At 36.6% G+C, this 22620-nt stretch carries 27 protein-coding genes and 1 pseudogene; 17 read left to right on the forward strand and 11 right to left on the reverse strand.

All coding sequences use genetic code 11. The features are described 5' to 3' along the window. Window positions 1–8: 8 nt before the first annotated feature. From LQV35_RS01310 to mrdA, 9 genes are read left to right on the forward strand one after another with little or no spacing between them, the layout of a single operon-like run. Window positions 9–1223 carry a lytic transglycosylase domain-containing protein gene (locus tag LQV35_RS01310; RefSeq protein ID WP_230056067.1) on the forward strand — a complete coding sequence of 405 codons (1215 nt, stop codon included), beginning with the start codon at window positions 9–11 and terminating at the stop codon, window positions 1221–1223. After that, window positions 1210–2055, forward strand: a complete 846-nt coding sequence (locus tag LQV35_RS01315; protein WP_230056068.1) for a septal ring lytic transglycosylase RlpA family protein — start codon at window positions 1210–1212, stop codon at window positions 2053–2055. Before LQV35_RS01310 ends, LQV35_RS01315 begins: the two co-directional genes overlap by 14 nt. A gap of 1 nt (window position 2056) precedes the next feature. Further along, window positions 2057–2632 (forward strand): imidazoleglycerol-phosphate dehydratase HisB, encoded by a 576-nt coding sequence (gene hisB, locus LQV35_RS01320; RefSeq protein ID WP_230056069.1) that lies wholly within the window; start codon window positions 2057–2059, stop codon window positions 2630–2632. Next, a complete protein-coding gene (locus LQV35_RS01325) occupies window positions 2629–3117 on the forward strand; it encodes a KdsC family phosphatase (RefSeq protein WP_230056070.1) in 489 nt (162 codons plus the stop codon). The genes hisB and LQV35_RS01325 overlap by 4 nt, the downstream gene beginning before the upstream one ends. After that, complete coding sequence (gene lptC / locus LQV35_RS01330) at window positions 3096–3629, forward strand: LPS export ABC transporter periplasmic protein LptC (RefSeq protein WP_230056071.1); 534 nt, start codon at window positions 3096–3098, stop codon at window positions 3627–3629. The genes LQV35_RS01325 and lptC overlap by 22 nt, the downstream gene beginning before the upstream one ends. Then, window positions 3608–4090 carry a lipopolysaccharide transport periplasmic protein LptA gene (gene lptA, locus LQV35_RS01335; RefSeq protein ID WP_230056072.1) on the forward strand — a complete coding sequence of 161 codons (483 nt, stop codon included), beginning with the start codon at window positions 3608–3610 and terminating at the stop codon, window positions 4088–4090. Before lptC ends, lptA begins: the two co-directional genes overlap by 22 nt. Next, window positions 4087–4701 carry a ribosome biogenesis GTP-binding protein YihA/YsxC gene (gene yihA / locus LQV35_RS01340; protein ID WP_230056073.1) on the forward strand — a complete coding sequence of 205 codons (615 nt, stop codon included), beginning with the start codon at window positions 4087–4089 and terminating at the stop codon, window positions 4699–4701. The genes lptA and yihA overlap by 4 nt, the downstream gene beginning before the upstream one ends. A 3-nt stretch (window positions 4702–4704) precedes the next feature. Further along, the gene (locus LQV35_RS01345) at window positions 4705–5193 is read left to right on the forward strand and encodes a hypothetical protein (protein ID WP_230056074.1); all 489 of its coding nucleotides are present in this window, start codon (window positions 4705–4707) and stop codon (window positions 5191–5193) included. Continuing rightward, window positions 5190–7010 (forward strand): penicillin-binding protein 2, encoded by a 1821-nt coding sequence (gene mrdA / locus LQV35_RS01350; RefSeq protein WP_230056075.1) that lies wholly within the window; start codon window positions 5190–5192, stop codon window positions 7008–7010. Before LQV35_RS01345 ends, mrdA begins: the two co-directional genes overlap by 4 nt. A gap of 1 nt (window position 7011) precedes the next feature. Here mrdA and ybeY read toward each other — a convergent pair whose 3' ends face one another. After that, complete coding sequence (gene ybeY, locus LQV35_RS01355; protein WP_230056076.1) at window positions 7012–7422, reverse strand: rRNA maturation RNase YbeY; 411 nt, start codon at window positions 7420–7422, stop codon at window positions 7012–7014. A gap of 73 nt (window positions 7423–7495) precedes the next feature. Between ybeY and queC the strand changes: the two genes are divergently transcribed. After that, complete coding sequence (gene queC / locus LQV35_RS01360; protein ID WP_230056077.1) at window positions 7496–8164, forward strand: 7-cyano-7-deazaguanine synthase QueC; 669 nt, start codon at window positions 7496–7498, stop codon at window positions 8162–8164. On the opposite strand, the gene LQV35_RS01365 is transcribed toward queC, so the two are convergent. Both LQV35_RS01365 and LQV35_RS01370 read right to left on the reverse strand, forming a co-directional pair. Continuing rightward, window positions 8161–8811, reverse strand: coding sequence for a hypothetical protein (locus LQV35_RS01365; protein ID WP_230056078.1), 651 nt, complete (start codon window positions 8809–8811; stop codon window positions 8161–8163). The genes queC and LQV35_RS01365 overlap by 4 nt on opposite strands. A 5-nt stretch (window positions 8812–8816) precedes the next feature. Beyond that, window positions 8817–9251, reverse strand: a complete 435-nt coding sequence (locus LQV35_RS01370; RefSeq protein ID WP_230056079.1) for a hypothetical protein — start codon at window positions 9249–9251, stop codon at window positions 8817–8819. A 153-nt stretch (window positions 9252–9404) separates the two neighbouring features. On the opposite strand from LQV35_RS01370, the pseudogene hcp reads away from it, so the two are divergent. Further along, window positions 9405–10764 (forward strand): annotated as a pseudogene (gene hcp, locus LQV35_RS01375) (hydroxylamine reductase). Window positions 10765–10804: 40 nt separating this feature from the next. Here the strand turns inward: hcp and LQV35_RS01380 are convergent. From LQV35_RS01380 to mobB, 5 genes are read right to left on the reverse strand one after another with little or no spacing between them, the layout of a single operon-like run. Further along, window positions 10805–11794, reverse strand: coding sequence for a ferrochelatase (locus LQV35_RS01380; protein ID WP_230056080.1), 990 nt, complete (start codon window positions 11792–11794; stop codon window positions 10805–10807). A 1-nt stretch (window position 11795) separates the two neighbouring features. Beyond that, entirely contained in the window at window positions 11796–13712 is a 1917-nt protein-coding gene (metG, locus tag LQV35_RS01385) for a methionine--tRNA ligase (RefSeq protein ID WP_230056081.1), read from the reverse strand. Between the two features lie 10 nt (window positions 13713–13722). Then, window positions 13723–13932, reverse strand: coding sequence for a hypothetical protein (locus tag LQV35_RS01390; RefSeq protein ID WP_418884431.1), 210 nt, complete (start codon window positions 13930–13932; stop codon window positions 13723–13725). Next, entirely contained in the window at window positions 13932–14795 is an 864-nt protein-coding gene (locus tag LQV35_RS01395; RefSeq protein WP_230056082.1) for a class 1 fructose-bisphosphatase, read from the reverse strand. The genes LQV35_RS01390 and LQV35_RS01395 overlap by 1 nt, the downstream gene beginning before the upstream one ends. Continuing rightward, window positions 14792–15274: a molybdopterin-guanine dinucleotide biosynthesis protein B gene (mobB, locus tag LQV35_RS01400; protein WP_230056083.1), complete on the reverse strand. Its 483-nt coding sequence runs from the start codon at window positions 15272–15274 to the stop codon at window positions 14792–14794. Before mobB ends, LQV35_RS01395 begins: the two co-directional genes overlap by 4 nt. A gap of 121 nt (window positions 15275–15395) precedes the next feature. Here mobB and LQV35_RS01405 point away from each other — a divergent pair, with 121 nt between their 5' ends. Then, complete coding sequence (locus LQV35_RS01405) at window positions 15396–15878, forward strand: hypothetical protein (protein WP_230056084.1); 483 nt, start codon at window positions 15396–15398, stop codon at window positions 15876–15878. On the opposite strand, the gene LQV35_RS01410 is transcribed toward LQV35_RS01405, so the two are convergent. From LQV35_RS01410 to gltX, 3 genes are read right to left on the reverse strand one after another with little or no spacing between them, the layout of a single operon-like run. After that, window positions 15799–17436, reverse strand: coding sequence for a lytic transglycosylase domain-containing protein (locus LQV35_RS01410; protein ID WP_230056085.1), 1638 nt, complete (start codon window positions 17434–17436; stop codon window positions 15799–15801). The two genes, LQV35_RS01405 and LQV35_RS01410, sit on opposite strands and share 80 nt — an antisense overlap. After that, on the reverse strand, window positions 17417–17710 hold the full coding sequence (locus LQV35_RS01415) for a YggT family protein (protein WP_230056086.1): 294 nt from the start codon (window positions 17708–17710) through the stop codon (window positions 17417–17419). The genes LQV35_RS01410 and LQV35_RS01415 overlap by 20 nt, the downstream gene beginning before the upstream one ends. Then, window positions 17707–19002 carry a glutamate--tRNA ligase gene (gltX, locus tag LQV35_RS01420; RefSeq protein ID WP_230056087.1) on the reverse strand — a complete coding sequence of 432 codons (1296 nt, stop codon included), beginning with the start codon at window positions 19000–19002 and terminating at the stop codon, window positions 17707–17709. The genes LQV35_RS01415 and gltX overlap by 4 nt, the downstream gene beginning before the upstream one ends. A gap of 139 nt (window positions 19003–19141) precedes the next feature. Between gltX and mscL the strand changes: the two genes are divergently transcribed. From mscL to LQV35_RS01445, 5 genes are all read left to right on the forward strand, one after another. Next, entirely contained in the window at window positions 19142–19540 is a 399-nt protein-coding gene (gene mscL / locus LQV35_RS01425) for a large-conductance mechanosensitive channel protein MscL (protein ID WP_230056088.1), read from the forward strand. A gap of 100 nt (window positions 19541–19640) precedes the next feature. Further along, entirely contained in the window at window positions 19641–20276 is a 636-nt protein-coding gene (locus LQV35_RS01430; RefSeq protein WP_230056089.1) for a Crp/Fnr family transcriptional regulator, read from the forward strand. Window positions 20277–20309: 33 nt separating this feature from the next. Further along, window positions 20310–21422, forward strand: coding sequence for a metallophosphoesterase (locus tag LQV35_RS01435; RefSeq protein ID WP_230056090.1), 1113 nt, complete (start codon window positions 20310–20312; stop codon window positions 21420–21422). Beyond that, complete coding sequence (locus LQV35_RS01440; RefSeq protein ID WP_418884432.1) at window positions 21419–22228, forward strand: phosphatidylserine decarboxylase; 810 nt, start codon at window positions 21419–21421, stop codon at window positions 22226–22228. Before LQV35_RS01435 ends, LQV35_RS01440 begins: the two co-directional genes overlap by 4 nt. Before the next feature lies 1 nt (window position 22229). Then, window positions 22230–22580, forward strand: a complete 351-nt coding sequence (locus LQV35_RS01445) for a hypothetical protein (RefSeq protein WP_230056092.1) — start codon at window positions 22230–22232, stop codon at window positions 22578–22580. Window positions 22581–22620 lie beyond the last annotated feature (40 nt).

Raw genomic sequence — 22620 nt, forward strand, 5'->3', positions numbered from 1 at the left:
GGATAAAAATGAAAGCGATATCTAAGATATTTCTTATACTTAGCGCCTGTGCGAGCTTTATGTTTGCAGGCGTTGCTGAAAATTCATATGAATTTCAGGCAAAAACTCTCAAAGATCTTGACATAGATCTAAGCTTTATGAAAACTTCATACTATCAAAATATGAAAAAAAGCATACAGACAAATCAAATAAGAGCTTTTTCAAACATTATCAAACAAGGATATAACTATATCCCAAACCTAAAAGCAAGCATTAAAGAGGCTGGAGTGCCAGACTCCATACTTTATCTAGCGATGATAGAGTCAGGTTTTTCAAATCATGTAGTCTCAAGCGCAAAGGCTGTTGGTATGTGGCAATTTATGGAAAAAACAGCTCGTATACATGGACTAAAGATAGATAAATATGTTGATGAGCGCCGTGATCCTATAGCCTCAACAAAAGCTGCTTCGACATATTTAAAGGACCTTAAGGGGCAGTTTGGTAAGTGGTATCTAGCGCTTATGGCGTATAACTGTGGCGAAGGCAGGATGAGAAAGGGCATAAAGATGGCTGGCACAGATGATCTTGCTACATTACTTAATCCTAGCAAAAACTATCTGCCGGCAGAGACTAGAAATTTTATTATTAAAATTTTAAGAGCATCGTTTATCGCAAAAGATTCTGAATTTTTAATGTCAAAAGATGCAAAGCTTCTTAGATCAAGTGGTGGATTAAAACTTGCAAAAGTTGAAGTACCAGGAGGCACAACACTTATGCAGGTGGGCGATAGTATAGGTATAGGTGTTGCTAAGCTAAAAAGCGATAATGCGCATTTAAATTTTGTATTTACTCCACCAACTGTTAAAAAATACTACATATATATACCAGAGACAAAAACTGAGCTTTTTGCACAAAATTTTAAGCCCTTTACTGGCAAAAACAACTTTTATACATATACTGTTAAAAAGGGCGATACGCTTCTTGGTATAGCTAAAAAAGAGGGGGTAAGCCATAGGGCTATAAAGGACTATAACGAGCTAAAAACAAATAAGGTTGTCATAAATCAAAAGATAATAATCCCTAGCTCAAGCAAGAATAAATTTCAAACTTACACAGTTCAAAATGGCGATACTTTGGCTATCTTATCAAAGAAATTTAATGTTGAGCATAAAGACTTGGCGGACGCAAATTCTCTTGCAATGTCAAGCGTATTAACAGTTGGAGATAATATTGTCATACCTTAAAATTTTATATTTTTTTCTAATAGCAGTATTTGTAAGTGGTTGTTCTTGGGGTGGTGCTCCGTTTGCCCCTAGTGGTCCAACTAAGGTAAAGCCAAACAGCTCGCCTGCTGTAACAAAAGCAACCATGAGACCATATACTATAAATGGCAAAACCTACTATCCTACCGTTGTAAATGTTGGAGATAAGGCAAGCGGTATAGCAAGCTGGTATGGACCAAATTTTCATGGCAAAAAAACATCAAATGGCGAAATTTATAATATGCACAACATGACCGCAGCACATAAAACTTTACCGATGAATACGATAGTAAAAGTAACAAATTTAAATAACAACAAAACTGCTGTCGTTCGTATAAACGACCGTGGTCCATTTGTTGCAAACCGCGTTATAGATCTTTCAAAAGCCGCTGCTACTCAGCTTGGCGTGATTGGTCCAGGCACTGCACCAGTTGCTATGGAGATTATAGGTTTTGCTGGCGATGTAAAGATTGCTAGCTCTAAACAACCAACTACTAGTGCATCAAATGGTCAAATTTTTAAACCACAACAAGGTTCAAGCTCTCAAAGTGGTAGCATAGCTCAAGGTTCACAAAGTTATGTTGGTGGTGATTTTATGGTTCAAATCGGAGCATTTAAAAATCAAAATGGTGCAAACCGCTATAAAAAAGAGCATGAAAGCATTATGGGTTATAAAAGTACTGTGAAGTCGATGATCGATGATAATGGTGTTATGATGTACCGTGTATTTTTAACTGGCTTTAGGAGTGAAGATGAGGCTAGAGACTTTGCAAGAAGCGGTAAATTTAGCGGTGCTTTCATAGTTAGGAACTAGGATGAAAATTTTAAATAGAAAAACAAAAGAGACCGACATAAGCGCTGAGCTAGAAATTTATGGTAGCGGGATAGCGCAGATTTCAACTGGCATAGGCTTTTTTGACCATATGCTTGAAGCACTGACAAAACACTCATTGATTGACTTAAAGCTTGTATGCAAGGGTGATTTAGAGGTTGATTTTCACCACAGTGTTGAGGATGTTGGCATAGTTATCGGCACCCTTTTAAAAGAGGCTATCTATCCAGTTCGTGGGATTGAGAGATTTGCAGATGGTATTGTCGTGATGGATGAAGCAGCAGTAAGCTGTGCTCTTGATCTAAGTAATAGAGCATTTTTGGTTTATGAAAATTTTAGCCAAACTGGTAAAGTTGGAGAGTTTGATGTAGAGCTGGTTGAGGAGTTTTTTCGCGCAGTTGCCTTTAATGCAAACATAACTTTGCACCTTAGTAAAGTTCGTGGTAAAAACACTCATCATATCATCGAAGCTACATTTAAAGCCTTTGCGCTAGCCTTAAGAAGAGCGCTTAAAGAAAATTCACGCATAAACACGCCAAGCACAAAGGGCGTTTTATGATAGAGATAATATTTTTAGATATTGATGGTTGTATGACTGATGGTAAGATAGTTTATGGTGCAAATGGCGAGCTTTTAAAGGCTTTTGATGTAAAAGATGGGTATGCTATTGAGAGTTGGCTAAAGCTTGGCAAGAAGGTCGCTATAATTACAGGCAGAAGCTCTGATATAGTTGAGCGACGCGCAGAAGATCTTAAAATAACACATGTTTATCAGGGCGTACATGATAAATTTGAAGTTGCAAAAGAGATACTAAAATTTGAAGGTTTAAGCTTTGAAAATGCCGCAGCCATAGGCGATGATTATAATGACTATAAAATTTTAAATGCCGTTGCTATGAGCTTTAAGCCAAAAGATGCGATAAAAGAGCTTGATGTTGATATTAAGCTAAAGCATAAGGGTGGCGCTGGAGCGGTGCGCGAAATGATCGAGATTATAATCAAAAAAGAAGATCTCTTTGATGAGTGGTCGAAGCGTTGGTTGTAAAAATTTTCTACTTTGTCATAGCTATTTTTAGCATGACTTTGGTCTTTTTGTTTTCGTCTGACCCATATTTTGCAGAGCAGTTTAAACAAGATCTTAGAGTTTCAAATATGCAAGCAAATGAGGTTATAGACTATGAGGTAAATGCCACAAAGGTTATTGCCATATATGAAGCAGATGAGATAAATCGATACAGTAATAAAGATGAAGCTCTAAAATTTCGTTCAACATCTTTACGCTCGGACCAGACTCATTTTTTAAGTTCAGATAAGGCGATTTTAGAGAAAAATTTAATTAAATTTCAAAAAAATGCAAAATATGAAAACAATGAAAGTATGAAATTTCTCTCCCAAGAGATAATTTATGATACAAAAAGTAAAATTTTAAGCTCAAAAGTGCCCTTTGAGATGTTTCGTGGCGCGGATAGAGCTATTGGCAAAAGCGTAGTTTATAATACGCAAAATAAACAAATGCAAGCTAAGGAGATAAAAGCGTGGGTCAAGCATCAAGAGTAGCCTTATATGTGGCACTTGCTTTGCTTTGTGTAAAAGCAGAGCAAGTTGAGATAAGTGCGGATAGTTTTTTTGCAGATGAAAATAAGCAAGTTACAGAATTTAAGGGCAATGTTCATATAAAAAAGGGTAGCTATGATGAGCTAAGAGCTACAAAAGTTGATGTGCATTTTGATAAAAATCGCCAGCCTATAAAATACATAGCTACAGGAAATGCAAAGTTTAAAATTTTTATGCGTGAAAAACACTATGAAGGAAGTGGTGAGGTGCTAACATATGAGCCAGTACAGCAGCTTTATACTCTTACAACAAATGCTTTTTTACACGAGATAGATACCGATAAAAGGGTTTATGGCGAAAAAATCGTTGTTAATCAATCAACTGGCACATACAATGTAAATAGTGGCGAAAAAAAGCCAGTAAAATTTATCTTTCAGATCGAAGATAAGGGCGATAAAAAGTGATTAGAGCAGTAAGTGCTAAATTTATAACATCAGCACCTAGCATTAAAGAAGCGCCTGAATTTGGTATTAGTGAAGTTGTATTTTTGGGTCGCTCAAATGTTGGTAAAAGTAGCCTTATAAACGCACTTACAAATCATAATTCACTAGCCAAGAGCTCATCTACTCCAGGTAAAACACAGCTTATAAATTTCTTTGAAGTTGGCTTCAAAAATGATGAGAATGATGAAAAATTTAATATTTTATTTGTTGATTTACCTGGCTTTGGATACGCAAAGGTCGCAAAAAGCATGCACCATGAGTGGAAGCGGAATTTGGATGAATTTTTAAAAGCACGCACTAGCATTAAACTTTTTGTACATCTTATAGACGCTAGACATTTTAACCTTAATATAGACGCAGATGTGAGCCAATACCTAAAAAGCTTTGTTCGTGCCGATCAGATGATTATAAATTTATACACAAAAGCAGATAAGCTCAATCAAAGTGAGCGCTCAGCTTTGCTAAAATTTGACCCAAATGGAGTGTTAGTCTCTACTTTAAATAAAAAGGGTATTGATAAGGCGTTAGAGCGGATAGTAAGCGCAACTTTGGGGCTTTCAAACACTTTTTAAAATATGCGACGAAACAGCTCTGACTTGCAAATTATCGGCTATGCGCTAGGAGTGCTAGCTCTTTTTGTCTACGAGATAGCTACGACAATTTTTATATTTTTGCCACCGCTAATAGGGCTATTTTTCACATATATGGTGCTAGAGTATGCAAGATGGCAAAAGAGCTATACAGAGCTTGGTTTTGGCTGGTACCTAAGCATAGCTTTTTTACTTTTTGCTGAGCAGGTTAATGGCTTTTATCTTTTTTCAAGCATCGTGGCATTTTTTGTCTTTTTTTATTTTATGGTGGATTGGCTTTTTGCTACGCTAAAACACCGAAAATTTTTACTTGTTATCTTCGTAAGTACTGGATATTTAGGTGCTTATGGGGTTAGTAATCTTATAAACTATATGCTAAATTTGCCATCTATGTATCTTAGCTATGAGTATGTTGCTTTTATTGTGGTTGAGTCTTTTTTGGCATTTTTATTTTTGCGTGAGCGTGTGGCATGAGACTTCGTATCGTCTATGCTATCATCCTTGCTTTTTGGATAATGTTGCTTACTAGGATATATCATTTAAGCGTAAATTCAAATGAGTATTATGAAAGTATTGCTGAACAAAATGTTATAAAAACTCACTATATCGCACCTACGCGGGGTATAGTTTTTGATGCTAAAAGTCGCCCTCTTGCTGTAAATAGACTCGGTTTTTCTATAGCTATAAAACCGCACCTTAGCTCAAAAGCAAATGTTAAAATTTTAGAGAGCGAGCTTGAGCATATAACGCAAATTTTTACTGATTTAAACGCAACAAAGCTAAAACGAGAGTATGTAAAAAATGATTCACCATATAATCAAGAGTTTATTAGTGTCGTTGAGTTTATAGAATATGACGCATTTATACCTCACTTTTCAGCACTTAGCTTAAGACCAAATTTGCAAATCATCCCAGCTAGTAAGCGCCACTACCCTTATGGAAAGCTAGCTTCGCATATCATAGGCTATGTGGGTAGGGCAAACCAGCAAGACATACAAAATGACCCGCTCACAAAGCTTACAAACTATACTGGTAGAAGTGGTGTTGAGCGTTATTATAACTCTGTTTTACAAGGGGTTGAGGGTTTTAAAAAGACAAAGGTAAATGCCCTAAACGAAGAGATACAAAACCTTGGCATAACCAAACCAAGCAGCAAAAACATACGGTTAAGCCTTGATCTTGAGGTGCAAGAATTTCTTGAAGAGGTGTTTGGAAAGGACGCTGGAAGTGTCATAGTCATGAGTCTAAAAGATGGCGCTATTATAGGAGCTGGAAGCTTTCCAGAGTATGATTTAAATCAGTTTGTTACAGGCATTTCGCAAGAAAAATGGAACGAGCTTATAAACGATATAGATCATCCTTTTACAAATAAACTAGTAAACGGACTTTATCCGCCTGGCTCAGTTGTTAAAATGGGTATGGGGCTTGCCTTTTTAAATAACGGCATGAGCCGTAATGATGGATTTCATTGCTCAGGATCTTACGAGCTTGGTGGTCGTAAATTTAGGTGCTGGAATGTTTATGGACATGGTTTTGTAAATTTAAACTCAGCCATTAGAGAGAGTTGTGATGATTATTTTTATAAAGCTAGTCAAAAAATAGGCATAGACGCCATAGCACCGATACTAGAACGCTACGGTTTTGGAGTGCCAACTGGTGTTGACTTGCCAAATGAGTTTATAGGTATTATGCCAAGTCGTGAGTGGAAGATGCGAAAATACGGCAAACCATGGTATCAAGGAGAAACCCTGATTACATCCATAGGTCAAGGAAATTTCTTAGTTACCCCTATGCAAGTAGCCAGGCATACTGCGATGATAGCAACAGGACTAAATGTAGTCCCGCACTTTTTAGAGAGTATCGATAATGAGCCAGTTGATTTTACGCCAAAAGATGATGTATTTACACCGTTTGAAAAGTTGCAGTTGCCTTATATTAGAAATGCAATGTATGAGGTCGCGCACCATCAAAAAGGGACTGCTAGCAAACACTTTACTGGCGCAAAGATGAATATCGCTGCAAAAACCGGTACCGCTCAAGTTGTTGGTATCTCTCAAACTGAAAAAAAGCGTATGCGCGAAGAAGACATGGCGTATTTGCAGCGCTCGCATGCTTGGCTCACGACATATGCGCCTTATGAGGATCCGCAGTTTGTGGTTACGATGATAATTGAGCATGGCGGGCACGGGGGAAGTGCTGCAGGGCCAAAGGTTACACAAATTTATAACAAACTCCTAGAAATGGGCTACATTAACATGCAAAACATAAGCCAAAAAAAGGGCAAAAAGTAAGTTAAATTTCATCCATTGTGCGGACGATAAGACTTTTAGGCAGATGAAATTTTACTATCAGCTCCTCCTCTTTTTCTCTCATTTCTCCACTATCAACTTCATGATCATATCCTAAAACATGAAGCAAACCATGGATAAAAAGCAGCGCTATCTCTTCATCTTTTTTATGTCCAAGCTCATCTGCTTTTTGCTGGGCTAAGTCTTGATTTATCACGATACAGCCAAGTGGTGCGTGCAGCATAAACTCAAACGGAAAGCTTAGCACATCAGTTGTTTTGTCTATCTTGCGATGTTCTTTGTTTATCTGCTTCATCTGCTTACTATCAACAAAGCTAAGTTCTACGTCACCCTTTGTCAAAAACTCGCAAATTTGGTCTAAAATTTCAGGATAATATTCTTCGCAAAGTATCATTTTTATGCTTTCTTATATAAAATTTTGTATAATTTTAGCCAAAATTTATTATTTGTGGATAAAAAGGAATAAAATGGCTAAAAAAGCAGTTTGCATAATGAGCGGAGGCATGGATAGCACGCTGTGTGCTGCTCTTGCAAAGCAGGAGGGATATGAGATTATTGGGCTTCATTTTGACTATAATCAACGCACGATGATGCGTGAAAAAAGGGCGTTTGATGAAATTTGTGAGTTTTTTGGCATTAATAAAAAGCTAAGTTTAAATGTGGATTTTATATCACAAATTGGCGGAAACTCCCTTACTGATACAACTATGCAGATACAAAAAACTGGACTTAGCAGCGAAATTCCAAACACATATGTTCCTTTTAGAAATGGGATATTTATCTCTATCGCCGCAGCACTTGCAGAAAAAGAGGGCGCGGATGCGATATATATCGGTGTGGTTGAAGAGGATAGCAGTGGTTATCCAGACTGTTCAAAAAAGTTTATAAAAGGCGTAAATGAAGCGATAAATTTAGGCACTTCTGATAATTTTAATGTAAAAATTTTAACTCCACTAGTTTCACTAACTAAATCGCAGATTGTCGCTAAATCTCTTGAGGTCGGCTCACCGCTTGAGCTTACTTGGAGCTGCTATGAGAACGAAGATGAGGCGTGCGGGCTTTGTGATAGCTGTCGCTTAAGACTGCATGGTTTTGAGCTAGCTGGTGTGAAAGATAGGATAAAGTATAAGGACTAACTCTTTATCTTTGGGCGAAATGAGCGTTTTTTATCAAAGCCATGACTTTGTATCTTTACGCTGTCGCTTAGTGGGCGTGAAATTTCATCTTGGCTCTTTTGTTTTGATAAAAACTCAACCAAACTTTGCCAGATAAACTCAGGATCTATGAAAATGCCAAATTTACTTAGGTTTGGATTTGCTACGATTTTTGGTGTAAATTTACCGTTTTGCTCGGCTTGATAGCGTATAAGTATAGGCTCATTTGCAAGATCTTCATCAAAATTTCTAGCTGTTTTTAATGGCTTATTTGTATAGCGATCTGCTCGCAATATAAAGCGTGAGTTTTCATCTTGCGAGTAGATAAAAAGCTCATTGCCATTTTGAAATTTCAGTGGTTTTATATTTCGCCATAAAAACGGCTCTTTTTTACTCGGCAAGACAAGATCAAGGCTAGTATAGGTATGGCTGGCTGATTTAAAGCCATAAATCAAATACTCGCCTATGTAAATTTCAAACTCCACGGCTTCATTTTGTGCATACTCACAAGAAAGCTTAATTTTAGCGTCAATGTCTGAGCACTTTCTTTCATAAACTAGTCGCTCATCGATGCCATACTTAGCCACTATATGATCGTAAAAGTCTTTAAATTTGCTAATGATTTTCACTGATGTTACTTATCTGTTTCTTTGCTAAATTCAGTATACTTTGATGCTATGAGTTGCTTTTGCTCATCTGTTATAAGTTTTGAGTTTAGGGCGTCATTTATGATCTCATGAGCCCTTGAATTTAGCATATCTAAATTTTTCATCGAGCTATTTAAAAGCCCTGAAAGTAGGTTATCTGCTTCATCTTGTGTGTTGTTTTTTATAGCACTTGAAAGAGCCTCTGGGCTTACTGATGAGTTTGACATGAGTGAGCTTATCATCTTTGCATTTTCGCCTTTACCAAGAACGCTTGAGAAATCGCCTTCATTTGCTGCATTACTATCGTACTTTAGCAAAAAGTCTAAAAAGCTACCCTCGCCATCTTTTTGCGATGCTTTGTACATATTGTAGCTTGCGCTTGCTGCCGGATCAATCCTAAAAAGATAGTCTTTATCTTGCATTTTTTTCCTTATAAATTTTAGTTTTTACAAGCAATAAATGTTCCATATTTTTTAATATTTATTATCAATTTAATAATAATCTTGATATTAATCAACAAAAAAATTTCAAAAAAATATTAAAATACAATTTTAATTTTATTTAAAGGAAAAAAGATGGAAAAAGAGCTTCAAATGTTTTGTCATCAATGCGAAATGAGCACACCTGATGGTTGCGGAGCAAAAGGTCAGCCGATGGGGAACCTGTGGTAAAGACGCTACTCTTGCAAGACTTCAAGATACTATGGTTTTTGGTCTTAAAGGACTTAGCGCTTATCGCCACCACGCAGAAGAACTAGGCGCAGATACTTCAAATGTTGATCGTGTGATGGCAGATACGCTTTATTTTACGCTTACAAACTCAAATTTTAACTTTGATGAGCATATAAAGCAGCTTATGGAAGTTGGTTCGGCTGGCGTTGAGTGTATGAACCTACTTAGCGAAGCGCACACAGCAAAATTTGGTGTCCCGACTCCTGTAAAAGTGAGCCAAAACAAAGTTGAAGGCAAGGCGATACTTGTTAGCGGACATAACCTTCGCGCACTTGATTTACTATTAAAAGCCACAGAGGGCAAGGGCATAAACATATAGACCCACTCAGAGATGCTTCCAGCGCACGGATACCCAGAACTACGCAAATATCCTCATCTAAAGGGCAATGTTGGCAAAGCATGGTTTGATCAGGCTAAGCTTTTTAACGAATTTAAAGGTGCGATACTTATGACTACAAACTGTATCGTTCCATTAAAATCAAACTGCACATACTCAGACCGCCTTTTTGGCTACTCGATAGCTGGCACAAACGGAGTTACGCATATTGAAAATGATGACTTTACTCCACTTATAGAGTGCGCGCTAAAATGTGGCGATGTGAGCGGTTTTGATGCTAGCGATACTCTTGTAACTGGAGCGCATTATAAGACTATTTTAAGCTTAGCTCCACAAATTTTAGATGCTATAAACACAGGCAAGATCCGTAGATTTTTTGTTATCGCAGGATGTGATGCGCCTGGCAAAGGTCGTGAGTACTACCGCGAACTAGCAGAAAGCTTGCCGCAAGATTGTGTGATATTAACTTCAAGCTGTGGAAAATTTAGATTTAACGATATTGATTTTGGTGTGGTTCCTGGCACGCAGATACCAAGGTATCTTGATCTAGGTCAGTGTAATGATAGCAACGGCGCAGTTAAGATAGCTATCGCACTTAGCGAAGCTACTGGCATTGCGATAAATGACTTGCCTGTTTCAATAGTTCTTATGTGGTTGGAACAAAAAGCGGTCATCATCTTGCTTGCGCTATTTAGTCTAGGCATGAAAAATATAAATGTCGGACCAAGTGTGCCAAAATTCTTTAACGAAGCGATCGTAAAATTCTTGGTTGAGAATTTTAACCTACGCCTAATAAGCGGTGATGCAAAGGCTGATATGAAATTTTTCTTAGGTGAGGGCGAAGATCCAAACAAAGTAAGCGCGTAAGCCAAAAACTCCGCACAAGAAAAGTTTTTGTGCGGAAAAATTAAAAATCAAATAGTGAAATTTGCGCTTCGCTTTCTTGCAGGGCGTTTAAAATTTCACTATTTGTGCCAAAAACTAGGGCGTAGCGGAAATTTCGAAGCTCTTTTATCTGGGTTAAATCATCAATATATATTGCGTCCGTGATTTTAAAATCAGCACTTTTTGGTATACAAAATCTTATCTCATTTTTATCAAAATGCTTTTGTAAAAAAGCTAGCTCAACCTTAAAAAGCTCTTCATCGCTTTCGGATATTATAGCCCTAAAAGTAGAGCCAAAATTTGTTGGCTTGAAGTTTTTATCAATAAATATTGGCTCAAAATGTCCTAAATTTTTAGTATCATTAACTCTAAAAGTTATGTCATTTTGCCTTAAAAATTTTAATAATCCACAAAAAGTTGGCAAAAATACCCTTGGAACTCCTAAATTTTGGTAAAAAATATCATCACAAATAACATTTGAAAAAAATATCGAGCTTGGGTTTATTGGGCTAACTTTTGTGTCGCTAAAGACTTGGTCATAAAATGGTGCTATGCGCTCAAGGGCTCTTGTGTTTGAGCTAAAAAAGTACTCACCAGAGTTTGCGCGTAAAATTTTATCAAAAAGCTCAGATATATTTTCGCTCATTATATTTGCATTTTTAGCAAGACTAAGACGCGATAATATCGCCATTTGAACAGGATTTACATAAAAAAATCTTATCCCTTTTTGGCTGGCTTCATATCGCATTAAGCGAAGCAAAGATGAACGCAGATCATCGACTTTGATATAAGCCACTTCGCTATCTAAAATTTGTATCTCTTTGCTTGATATTATAGCGTATGCGCCATTTTTTATAGCCAGCGTAAGCTCTGTATCATCAGCTTCATCGGCGATAAAGGCAAATCCTTGCTTTATGCGTTTTGCCTCAAATGCAAAGCCGTAAATTTCAGATACAGTTGGGCGGTTAAGCAGTGCGCCCTTTAAAAGCCTTGTAAGGTCGATAATGCGCATTTTATCCTACGACCGCGCCATTTGCGACCTTTGCGTGTGTGCCAAGAAGCGTAAGTGAGCCATCACTAGCACTTAGTATCATCCCTTCACTGACATATTTTTTCATCATAGTTCGAGGCTTTAGGTTTGCCAGCACGCAAATTTGTTGTCCGATAAGAGTGGTTGGATCGTAGTATTTTGCGATACCAGAAAGAATTTGTCTAGGTTTTTCTTCACCAAGATCTATGATAAATTTTAACAATTTATCGCTACCTTCGATCTTTTCGCATTCAAGCACCGTGCCTACTTTAATCACAATCTTTGCAAAATCATCGATGCTTATAGTTTCATCATCGCTTGTTTTTTGATCTTGTTTTTCTTGTGCTTGTGGTTGGCTTACTTTAGCCATTAGCTCACTTTCTATTCGCGGAAATAGTGGCTCGGTAGGCTGAGTTATAAAATCTAAAATTTCATCATTTTGCACTATTTTTTCGTAATTTGTGGTTGAAATTTCAAAACCAAGAGCATTTGCTATCTTGGTGCATGTTTTTGGCATGGCTGGACTTAAAAGTATGGCTACTTTTGCTAATAAATTTGCGCAAAGTGCCACAAGTGCGTTAGCTTTATCGGTTTCTCCAGCTTTTATCATAGCCCAAGGCTCATACTTTGCGATAGAAGCATTTGCTAAAAATACAACCTTCCACAACTCCTCCAAATAGCGATTTGTGGCAAAATTTTCTAAATTTTCAACTGCATTTTTGAGATAATTTTTTGCCTCATCTAGTTCATTTTGGTAAAATTTAACTGTATTTTCTGAGTTTATCTTAAACTCACTATATTTTGAGCTCATGCCAACTATTCGGCTTAGTAAATTTCCAAGCCCATTTCCAAGCTCTGAGTTTATACGCTCTATTAGGGCTTTTTGACTAAAGTCTCCATCTTGTCCAAATGGAACTTCTCGAAGCAAAAAGTATCTAAAATTTTCAAGACCGTAAGCATTTGCAACTTCGCGAGGATCAACTACATTGCCCTTGCTTTTGCTCATTTTTTCGCCATCTCGAGTCCACCAGCCGTGCGCTGCTACATGCTTTGGAAGTGATAATCCAAGACTCATTAAAAATGCTGGCCAGTATATAGCATGAAAGCGCAAAATATCCTTGCCAACGATGTGTGTTGTGTTTTGCCAATAAGACATATTTTTTTCATCTCTTGTGTACCCAAGTGTCGTTAGGTAATTTAAAAGCGCGTCAAGCCATACATACATCACATGCTTTGCGTCATTTGCCGATGCTGGCAGTTTTATACCCCAATCAAAGCTTGTGCGTGTGATAGAAAGATCTTTTAGACCGCTCTTTACAAAGCTTATTACTTCATTTTTTTTGCCTTTTGGCATTATGCACTGCTCGTTTTGTTCATACCATTTTAGTAATGCGTCTTGGTATTTTGATAGAGCAAAAAAGTAGCTTTCCTCTTTTACTATGCTAGTTTTACGACCACAATCAGGGCAGCACTCTTCATTTACTAGCTGCGTTTGAGTAAAAAATGTTTCACAGCTAACACAGTAAAAGCCTTCGTACTCACCTTTATAAATATCGCCATTTGCCTGCATTTTTTCAAAAGCGTTTTGAACGGTTAGTTTATGCTCGGCGTCAGTTGTTCGGATAAAATGATCATAGCTTATCTCAAATTCATCCCAAAGTTTGCGAAATTTAGCACTTATTTCATCCGCATATGCTTGAGGTGTTTTATCTCGTTGCTGTGCTGCTTGCTCTATCTTTTGACCATGCTCATCTGTTCCGGTCATGAAAAATGTATCTTGTCCTCTAAGTCTAGCAAAGCGCGCCATTGTATCGGCGATTATAGTAGTGTAGGCGTGTCCTATATGCGGGACATCATTTACATAGTAAATAGGCGTTGTTATATATGTTTTTTCTCTCATTTTTTTCCTTTTAAAAGTCAAATCCACCATCATCGCTGTCGCTTTTTGACATTGATTTATAGGCGCTATCAACATACTCTTGTCGAATTTTACAGCTAAAAAACTCATCGCACTTCATACAGCTGGCAAGACCTTTTTGGCTTTGACACTCAAGTAGGCTTTGTGAGCTTTGAGTAAGCGCTATATCAAATCTATCTGGCATGCTATTTTGCTCTGACATTAGGCTTTTCCGTAGAATTCGTGGAGTAAATTTAACTCAAATTTTGAGCCAAAAAAGCACGGTGTGCTTTGGTGTGTTTTTTGTATCTGTATATCAAAAAGTGTTTTATTTTTGCCATTACTTGTCGCTCCGCCAGCATTTTCATAGATAAATGCAAATGGAAGCACTTCAAAAAGAACACGAAGCTTGCCATTTGGGTGATCGGTGGTATCTGGATAGCTAAAAAGCCCACCACCTTTAAGTAAAATTTGATGTAAATCAGCCACCATAGCCCCGGAGTATCTCAACCTATAGCCTTGCATAAAAAGCTCTCTTACAAATTCTTGATGAGTCTTGCTCCAACCACTTTGTGTTGCACCAGTTGCATTTAGCTTGCCTTTTTCTTTTAGCGAAAGCTCTTTTATGAATGCAAATTCGCCTGATCGGTTTAGTCTATATAGTTTTGGCAATGTACACTTTTTATCGGCTATAACAAGCTCTAGGCGCGGTCCATAAACGCTATAAGCTGCAGCGATTAAATTTTCAGGCTTTAGTTCATTTTCATAAATGGCAAATATCGAACCCACGGCAAAATTTACATCAACAAGACTTGAGCCATCAAGAGGATCGTAGGCAACAATGAGGCTTGCCTCTTCATTTATACAAAGCTCTTCATCTTTTTCTTCGCTTACAAGCGCTTTTACGCACTCAAGCTCTTTAAATTTTTCTGTAATAATCTCATCGCTTAAAACATCTAGTTTTAGCTGCGTATCGCCAGTGGCATTTTCGTGCGATGTATAGCCAAGATCGGTGTATTTTATCTCTTCGCTAATGCGTTTACTAACATCTTTTATAGCATCAAAAATTTGTTCCAAGTCTCTCATTTTACAACCTTTGCATTTTTTATTATCCATTCGCAAATGGCATCAATGTCGTCTAAATTTATATGCGGCAAGCCATAGTCTTTGTGCGTTTCGTAGCTTGCAATAGCATTTGAAAATGGCAGATACTCTTCATTTATGCCGTCTTTAAATACGCTTATGCGTGGTAAAGGCAAAGTCTTAAGCCCTTCAACTATAAGTAGGTCAAATTCTCCAAGCATTGATATAACATCATCAAGTTCTGACTTTGTTTTGCTAAAATATGTCGTTCTAGTCGGACTTAGCACGACAACATCAGCGCCAGTTTCGCTAAATTTAAAACTATCTTTGCCAGCGACATCAAAGCGCGCCTTGTCTCCTGGGTCATGCTTTATGACAACGCACTTTAAACCTTGTGAGATAAATTTGTTTAAAACTTTTAATATTGTAGTTGTTTTTCCGCTATTTGATGGGCCAGAAAAAGCGATGGCTAGCTGTTTCAATTTTTGCCTTTTTGCTTGATTTTAGGTGGATTATAGCCAAATTTGCCTTTAAAATTTATGAGTGATTAAAAATTAAATTAAAAAATAAATGCTAAAATACACACAAACTTAAAGGTAAAATATGAAAAAATTTCTAATATTTCTTGCCATTTTGGCATTTATACAAGGCTGTTCTAATAAAAAAGTTATCGTGCATGAACCCCTAAAAAACGAACTTTTAGCCTACACAAGTAAAGATGAGATAATAGATAAGAATGGCAATACTTTAATCACCGCAACTTATTTAAACCCAATATACCAAAGCAAAGTCTCTATAAAAAACGAGGAGAAATTTTTAGTTGCTATAAATCCAAAAGAACATGAGATAAATCCGCAAACTATCGCACTAAATGGCGATACAAATGGCACAAAAGCCAGAGTTTTAGAGCAAGATGATGAGCTTTTAAAACTTACAGGATTTAACATGCCTTGGGGCATTTATTATGAAATTTCAGCCCCAAGTAAAGATACGGATAACCTAAATCTTAGTTTCGAAATTTATCCGTCAAAGAAGGTTTCGTTAGACTTTCTAAAAGTGTCGAAATCTTTATATTGGTACCCATAAGTGAGTTATAGATCACAAAATTTGACAGCACCTTTTTGCCGTAGTTTCTAGTCTCTGTCACTGGGACTAGCTCTATAGATAAAAACGGTTCATATTCTGCATCTTTAAACATATCGTCGCGAGTTATAAGTCTTTTTGTAAAGCCTATACCGCCATTGTATGCGTAGGCTATAAAGAGCGGATGGTAAAGAAATTTCTCAAGATAATCAAGATGATGATTTGCAAAACGATATGCTACATCTTGCTTAAACATATCATCTTGATCAAAATTTTCTATTTTTAGCTCTTTTTTCCCAATAGCATTTGCTAAAAATGGCATAAACTGCATAGTTCCAAGCGCATAGGATGTTGAAATGACTGCTGGTATAAAAAGACTTTCTTGGCGTGCAAGAGCGTATATAAGGGATTTTCTTTGCACGCTTAGGTCTTCAAGCTCGCTATTTTGTGGCATTAAAAAATACTGATGTTCCCAGCCACCAGCTTTTTGCATAAAGTAAGCATAGGCGCCAAGACTGTCGTTTGTATAAAAGTGTTTTGCGTGCTCTCTTGCTTGCTCTGGGCTCATAGTTTTTGCTAGCTCTGCTTGTTCTTGCCATAAAAATGGATCTGTAAGGTCAAAATTTTCCACATATTTTTTCGTTGGTTTTGGTACTATAATCTCGATAGGTTGGCTATTTTGTATAAAATCTCTAGCATAAAGTGAGTACATATTTGCATCTTTGCTTTGTGCTAGCTCGTTTAAAAATTTATCATCATTTGTCAAAAGGTAAAGCCAATGAGTGGCGTTGTCGCGTTGCCATGCCCTGTCAAAACTAGCCTTTGCCCGTTCAAAAAACTTTTGCGCTATACTTTTTTCGCCCAGAGTTACAGCATTTAAAGCAAGAAAGAAGGCATCATTTTGGCTTGTAATCTCTGGTGTGATGTTTAAAAAATTTTTTCTAAATTCATTAAAATTTCGCCCCATAACAAGATTGTTTAAAAGTTGAGAAAAGCCTTTTTCGTTATAAAGTGCATTGAAGAAATTTTGACCAAAGTTTTCGGTAAAAAATTTATCTTTTTCTGCATTGCTGCTTGCATTAAAAAAAGCCAAAAACTGTGCAGTTTGCATGTTTTTAGCAAATTCTTTGGCTGGATTTTTAGTATTTAGAGTAAGTAAAATTTTTGCCTTTTGTGGATGGGTTTTTTCTAATTTTTTTGCTAAATTTTCTCTAGTTTGTGAGCTTAGTTTTTTACTAAAAGCTATCGTTGTTAGAGAATTTTGGCAGCTTGTGCTTGCTTGAAGTATATTTTTTTCATTTATTTTTGCGCAAGGATTTGGCGTGGGCGTTGGTGGAACAACTTTATTTATACTTTTTGTAACAAGACCCGACTTTCTAAAGATATCTTTTGAGAGGTTTTTTATCTGCTCTTTTGTGTAGTCACCTTCGTTTATAAGCCTGTATATGTAGTAGTCTTTTGCGAGTCCCTTTGGTTTGTCTTTTAGCTCTTCATAGCTTAAAACCTGCGCCTCTAAGAAACAGACGAGCCCAAGGCTTACACTAAATAGACGCAGCAACATTTATAAGTAACCTTACAAGAAATAGATCTATAAATTTTAATGCTAAGATGATGATGATGGGCGCTAGATCTATCCCACCAAAAACTGTTGGTATGAAGCGTCTAACAAAACTATAAGCTGGCTCAGTTAGTCTGTAAAGAAGCTGAACTACTTGGTTTGACGGATCAGGTCTAACCCAGCTTACGATAGCTGCGATGATAATCACCCAGGTGTAAATTTCTATAACAGTATGTAAAATGCTAGCAACTGCGCTTAAAAATGTTGAAAATATCATCTAATAATCTCCTTAATATCTGCTTTTATTAGCGGATAAAGCTCACCAAGCTCTGGTCCTTTAAAGTCGCCCGTTATGGCGTAACGAAGTGGCATAAAAAAGCTTTTGCCTTTTAGGCTTGTGGCGCTCATAAGCTCTGTTTTAAACTCATCGTAAGTTTCACACTCTTTTAGGGTTTTTGCTGCATGTTTGATAGTTTCAAAATCGTTAGCAAATTCACTTGGTATTGATTTGGCTGTATAAATTTTTTCTATTTTTTCTTTTATTTGTGGTAAAAGAGAGCTTTCTTGGGTATAAAAGCGAGCTAAATTTGCAAATTTTTTGTCAAGTTCTAATAGCTCACTAAGTCGCTCATCGCTAGCAAGCTTTATGTGCTCGCGGTTAACATGCTCTAGCTTGGCTATGTCAAATTTTGCTGGAGAGCGTGAGATTTTGCTAATATCAAACCACTGTGCAGCCTCTTTGATAGTAAAAATTTCAACAGGTGTTTTGTTGCCAAGAAGTATGAGATAGTTTGCTATAGCCTCGGGCATAAAACCTGTTTCAAGCATCCATTTTACGCTACTTGCATTATCTCTTTTACTCATTTTTTTGCCATCGCCGTTTAAGATAATTGGCAAGTGGGCATAACGCATCGTATCTGTGTAACCAAGTCCTTCTCGGATGAGGTCTTGTTTTGGTGTGTTGCTAACATGATCTTCGCCGCGTATTACAAAACTTACGCCCTCAAGCATATCATCAACAGCGCAAGCAAAGTTGTATGTGGGCGTTTTATCTGCTCTCATAATAACAAAGCTATCAACAGCGTCTGGCTCAAAGCTTAGCTCTCCTTTTATCGCATCAGTAAAGCTCATTGTATGTGCTGGCTTTTTCATGCGTATGACAAATGGTTTTTCGCATGCTAAAACCTCATCATTGCTCATCTTTTCGCAAGTGCCATCATACCTATATGCTACTCCATTTTCTTTTGCTTTTTGCTTTTTGTTTTCTAGCTCATCTTCTGTGCAAAAGCAGGCAAATGCTTTTTTGTCTATGAGTAGTTTGCTTGCTAGTTGGCGGTGAAATTTTAGATTTTTGCTTTGGATGTAAATTTGCTCTGCAACGATGCCAAATTTTGCTAAAATTTCTACAATTTCTTTCTCTTTTCCGTCTATATTTCGCTCACTATCAGTGTCTTCTATGCGCAAAATAAACCCACTTTTATCTTGCAATGAGCATATGTAGTTAAAGATGGCAGCTCGCAAATTTCCGATGTGCATGTCACCCGTTGGTGAGGGTGCAAAACGATACATTTTAAAGATCCTTTAGTTATTTTTAGGGCTAGATTATAGCACTTTGATGATAAATTTAAAGTTAGATTTTTAAATTTATATATTGTAAAGTATATTTTAAGTAAGATTTCGGATTTTAATTTTTAACCAGGGGAGCGAAATGAGCTTTATTAGTGAATTTAAAGAGTTTGCCATGAAGGGCAATGTTGTCGATATGGCGGTTGGTGTTGTTATCGGCGGAGCGTTTGGAAAGATAGTTTCTTCACTTGTTGCTGATGTTATTATGCCAATAGTTGGTGTTTTAACGGGCGGTGTAAATTTTACAGATCTAAAATTTACGCTAAAAGAAGCTGTTGGTGAGGTTCCAGCAGTGACTATAAATTACGGTAGCTTTATCCAAACAGCAGTTGATTTTATCATCATTGCATTTTGTATTTTTTGCGTTATTAAAGCACTAAATTCACTTAAAAAGAAAGAGGAGCCAGCTCCTGAAGCACCAGCTGAAACTCCAGCAGATATCGCACTCTTAACCGAGATAAGAGATCTTCTTAAAAAATAATTTTACTCTCATGCAGGGGAATTTGCCCCTGCTCTTGATTCAATATTTACTAAAAGTTGCTAAAATGTCCTACTTTAAGATAAGTTTGTAGGAGAAATTTGTGCTTAAAAAGATACCTATTTTTAAAACACTAAGCCCAGAAAAGCTAGGAGAGCTTGAGGAGATTGTGGTAACAAAAAGCTATAAAAAAGGTGAGTTTTTGTTCCTTGAGGGTGAAGAGCCAAAGTGGCTTATCTACTTGCTTTCAGGCTCTGTTAAGCTTTATAAAACGACACCAAATGGAAAGGAAATTTTCCTTCATCAGCTACCTCCTATGAATTTTGTTGCTGAAGTTGTAAATTTTGAAAATATCGCATATCCAGCAAGCGCTGTGTTTGTCATCTCTGGGGAGGTGGTAAAGATAAATTATGAAAAATTTTATAGTAAATTTATGGCAGACCCAGAAATTTGCATGGCTATAATACGCTCAATGTCTGAAAAACTTCGTATCACAAGCAACCTTTTACATCAAGAGCTTATACTAAGTTCAGAAGCCAAAGTAGCGCAGTTTATCCTTTCGCATGAAGATGTGTTTAACGAACTAAAACACACTAAAATAGCCTCTATCTTAAACATTACACCAGAGACTTTTTCAAGAATTTTAAACAAATTTAAGGCTCAAAATTTAGTAAAACTTGATGAGAAAAACCAAATTTCTGAAAAAAATGTTGAGCTTTTAGAAGCTATTTGTTCTTAAAATATCAATAACGACACTCTAAAAAGGTAAAATTTGAGACTTTTAACTATATTTTTGGTTGCTATTTTATTTTCTGTGGGCGCAAATTTTTACGCATATAAGCGCTTTATTAGCAAAGTTGATTTCTTGCAACCGTATTTAAAATTTATACGCATAGCGTTTTTTATCATAGTGCCGTTTGAGATTATATTTTTCTTGCAAATTCGCTTTGATATTTTAAACTTACAAGGCTATTTAATCGCAGGTGCGATGGTGGCTTTTAGCTGGTTTTTGCTTTTTATAAGTCTTATTTATGACATTACAAAAAGTATATTAAAAAAGAGCAAATATAACTCAAATCGCCGAAAATTCATCAAATTTTGCTTTGATGTGACTTTTATTATACTTTTTGCGAGCTATTTTTTAAAAGGGGTTTTTTGTGCGCTTACTCCACCAAAAGTAAAACATACCAATATAAAAATAAAAGGCCTAGCTTCTGGACTTAGGATAGCACTTATTTCAGATGTTCATATCGGTGAGTTTTTGCAAAAAGAATTTATGGCAACACTGGTTTTTCAGATAAATGAGCAGCGCCCAGATATGGTTGTGATAGTGGGTGATCTTATCGACTTTGATGCAAAAAAGATAGGCGATAACCTAGATCCTCTAAAAGATTTGCGTTCTACTTATGGTACATTTTATGTCCCGGGTAATCACGAGTATTATCATGGAGTAAGAGATATAATGGCAAAAATTTCAGAACTTGGTATTAAAATTTTAGGCAATGAAAATATCTCTGTGGGCGGTATAAATTTGGCTGGAGTTTATGATCTGGCCGGATTTAGATTTAAACATTTTGAGCCAGATTTAGATCAGGCATTGGCTGGTAAGGATGAGAGTTTGCCTACAGTTTTACTATCACATCAGCCAAAATTTATAAGAACTATGCAAAAAGATGTAGATCTTGTTCTTTGTGGGCATACCCATGCTGGGCAAATTTTTCCTTTTCAGCTACTTGTGATGATAGATCAGCCATATTTATACGGACTTTATAAACATAATGATAAAATGCAAGTTTATGTTAGCTCTGGTGCTGGCTTTTGGGGTCCACCAGTTCGTATACTCGCACCAAGCGAGATAGCGATATTAAATTTATACGGAGAGTGAGTATGGATAGAGTGTTTTCTAGATATTTTGGACTTTTTGGTAAGATAAAATTTCCAAAAGCGGTACAAACTTTTATAAACGAACAGTACATAAAGTATTTTAAGCTTGATATGAGCGAGTTTGATAAAGCAAGCGAATATGAAAGTCTAAATGCTCTTTTTACAAGAAATTTTCTAAAAGAGCGCGAATTTGATAAAGATAAACAAATTTTTATAAGTCCGTGCGATGGCACATGTCTAAGTAGCGGTACAACAAAAGATGGTATGGCTTTTAGTATAAAGGGTAAAACTTACAGTCTAAAAGAGCTTTTGGGGCAAAGCATAAGTGAAGTTGAGTTAAAAAATGAGTATGACTTTGCTAATATCTACCTAAGCCCAAAAGACTACCATCACTACCACGCTCCGTGTGATCTTAAAATTTTAAAAGCCGTGCATATGGGTGGCAAGCTTTATAGTGTAGCTAAAAAATGGCTTGAAAAAGTTGATGGGCTTTATGCTAAAAATGAGCGTGTTGCGCTTAGATGTCAGATGGATAATGGCAAACTGATGTGGCTTGTGTTTGTTGGGGCATTAAATGTTAGCAAGATGAAATTTACCTTTGATGAGCGGATACAAACAAATGCTAACGCCAGTCAAGTGCAGGTTTATGGATATGAAAATTTATATGTAAAAAAGGGCGAAAGGCTTGGAAATTTCGAGCTTGGCTCAACGATACTTATCATAAATGAAAAAGATGCGATAGAATATAATCTAAGTGAAGAAAAACAAATAAAACAGGCCGAAACTATCGGCTTAGTAAGGCTTTAAAATGGCAAATGAACTAGCAAAAACTGAGCAAAGCTTAAGTGATCATATTAAAAACAATACCGTTGTGCAGTATTGGCAAGATGAGGCGGACTTTGATAAGCTGGCGCTTACGACAGTCGAAACTATGCGTTTTATAAATGAGGAGCAAATAAGAGAGTTTGCTCAAAATTTACAAAAAAATAATGAGCAAATCTTAAGCATGACATTTGAGGGTGTTAAAAAACGCCATGAAAAAGAGCTTGACGAGCTGGTAAAAAAGCAGAAAAAAACAAGCGCCATAGCCTTTGTTTTGGGTGCTGTAACCTGTGCTGTTGGCTTTATAATAGGCATGCTTATAATGGGTAAAATTTAATTTATCAAAAAAGCTAAAATTTTTCGTAACTTTGCTAAAT

Source organism: Campylobacter suis (assembly GCF_905120475.1).
In the GTDB taxonomy this organism is placed as follows: Bacteria; Campylobacterota; Campylobacteria; order Campylobacterales; family Campylobacteraceae; genus Campylobacter_A; species Campylobacter_A suis.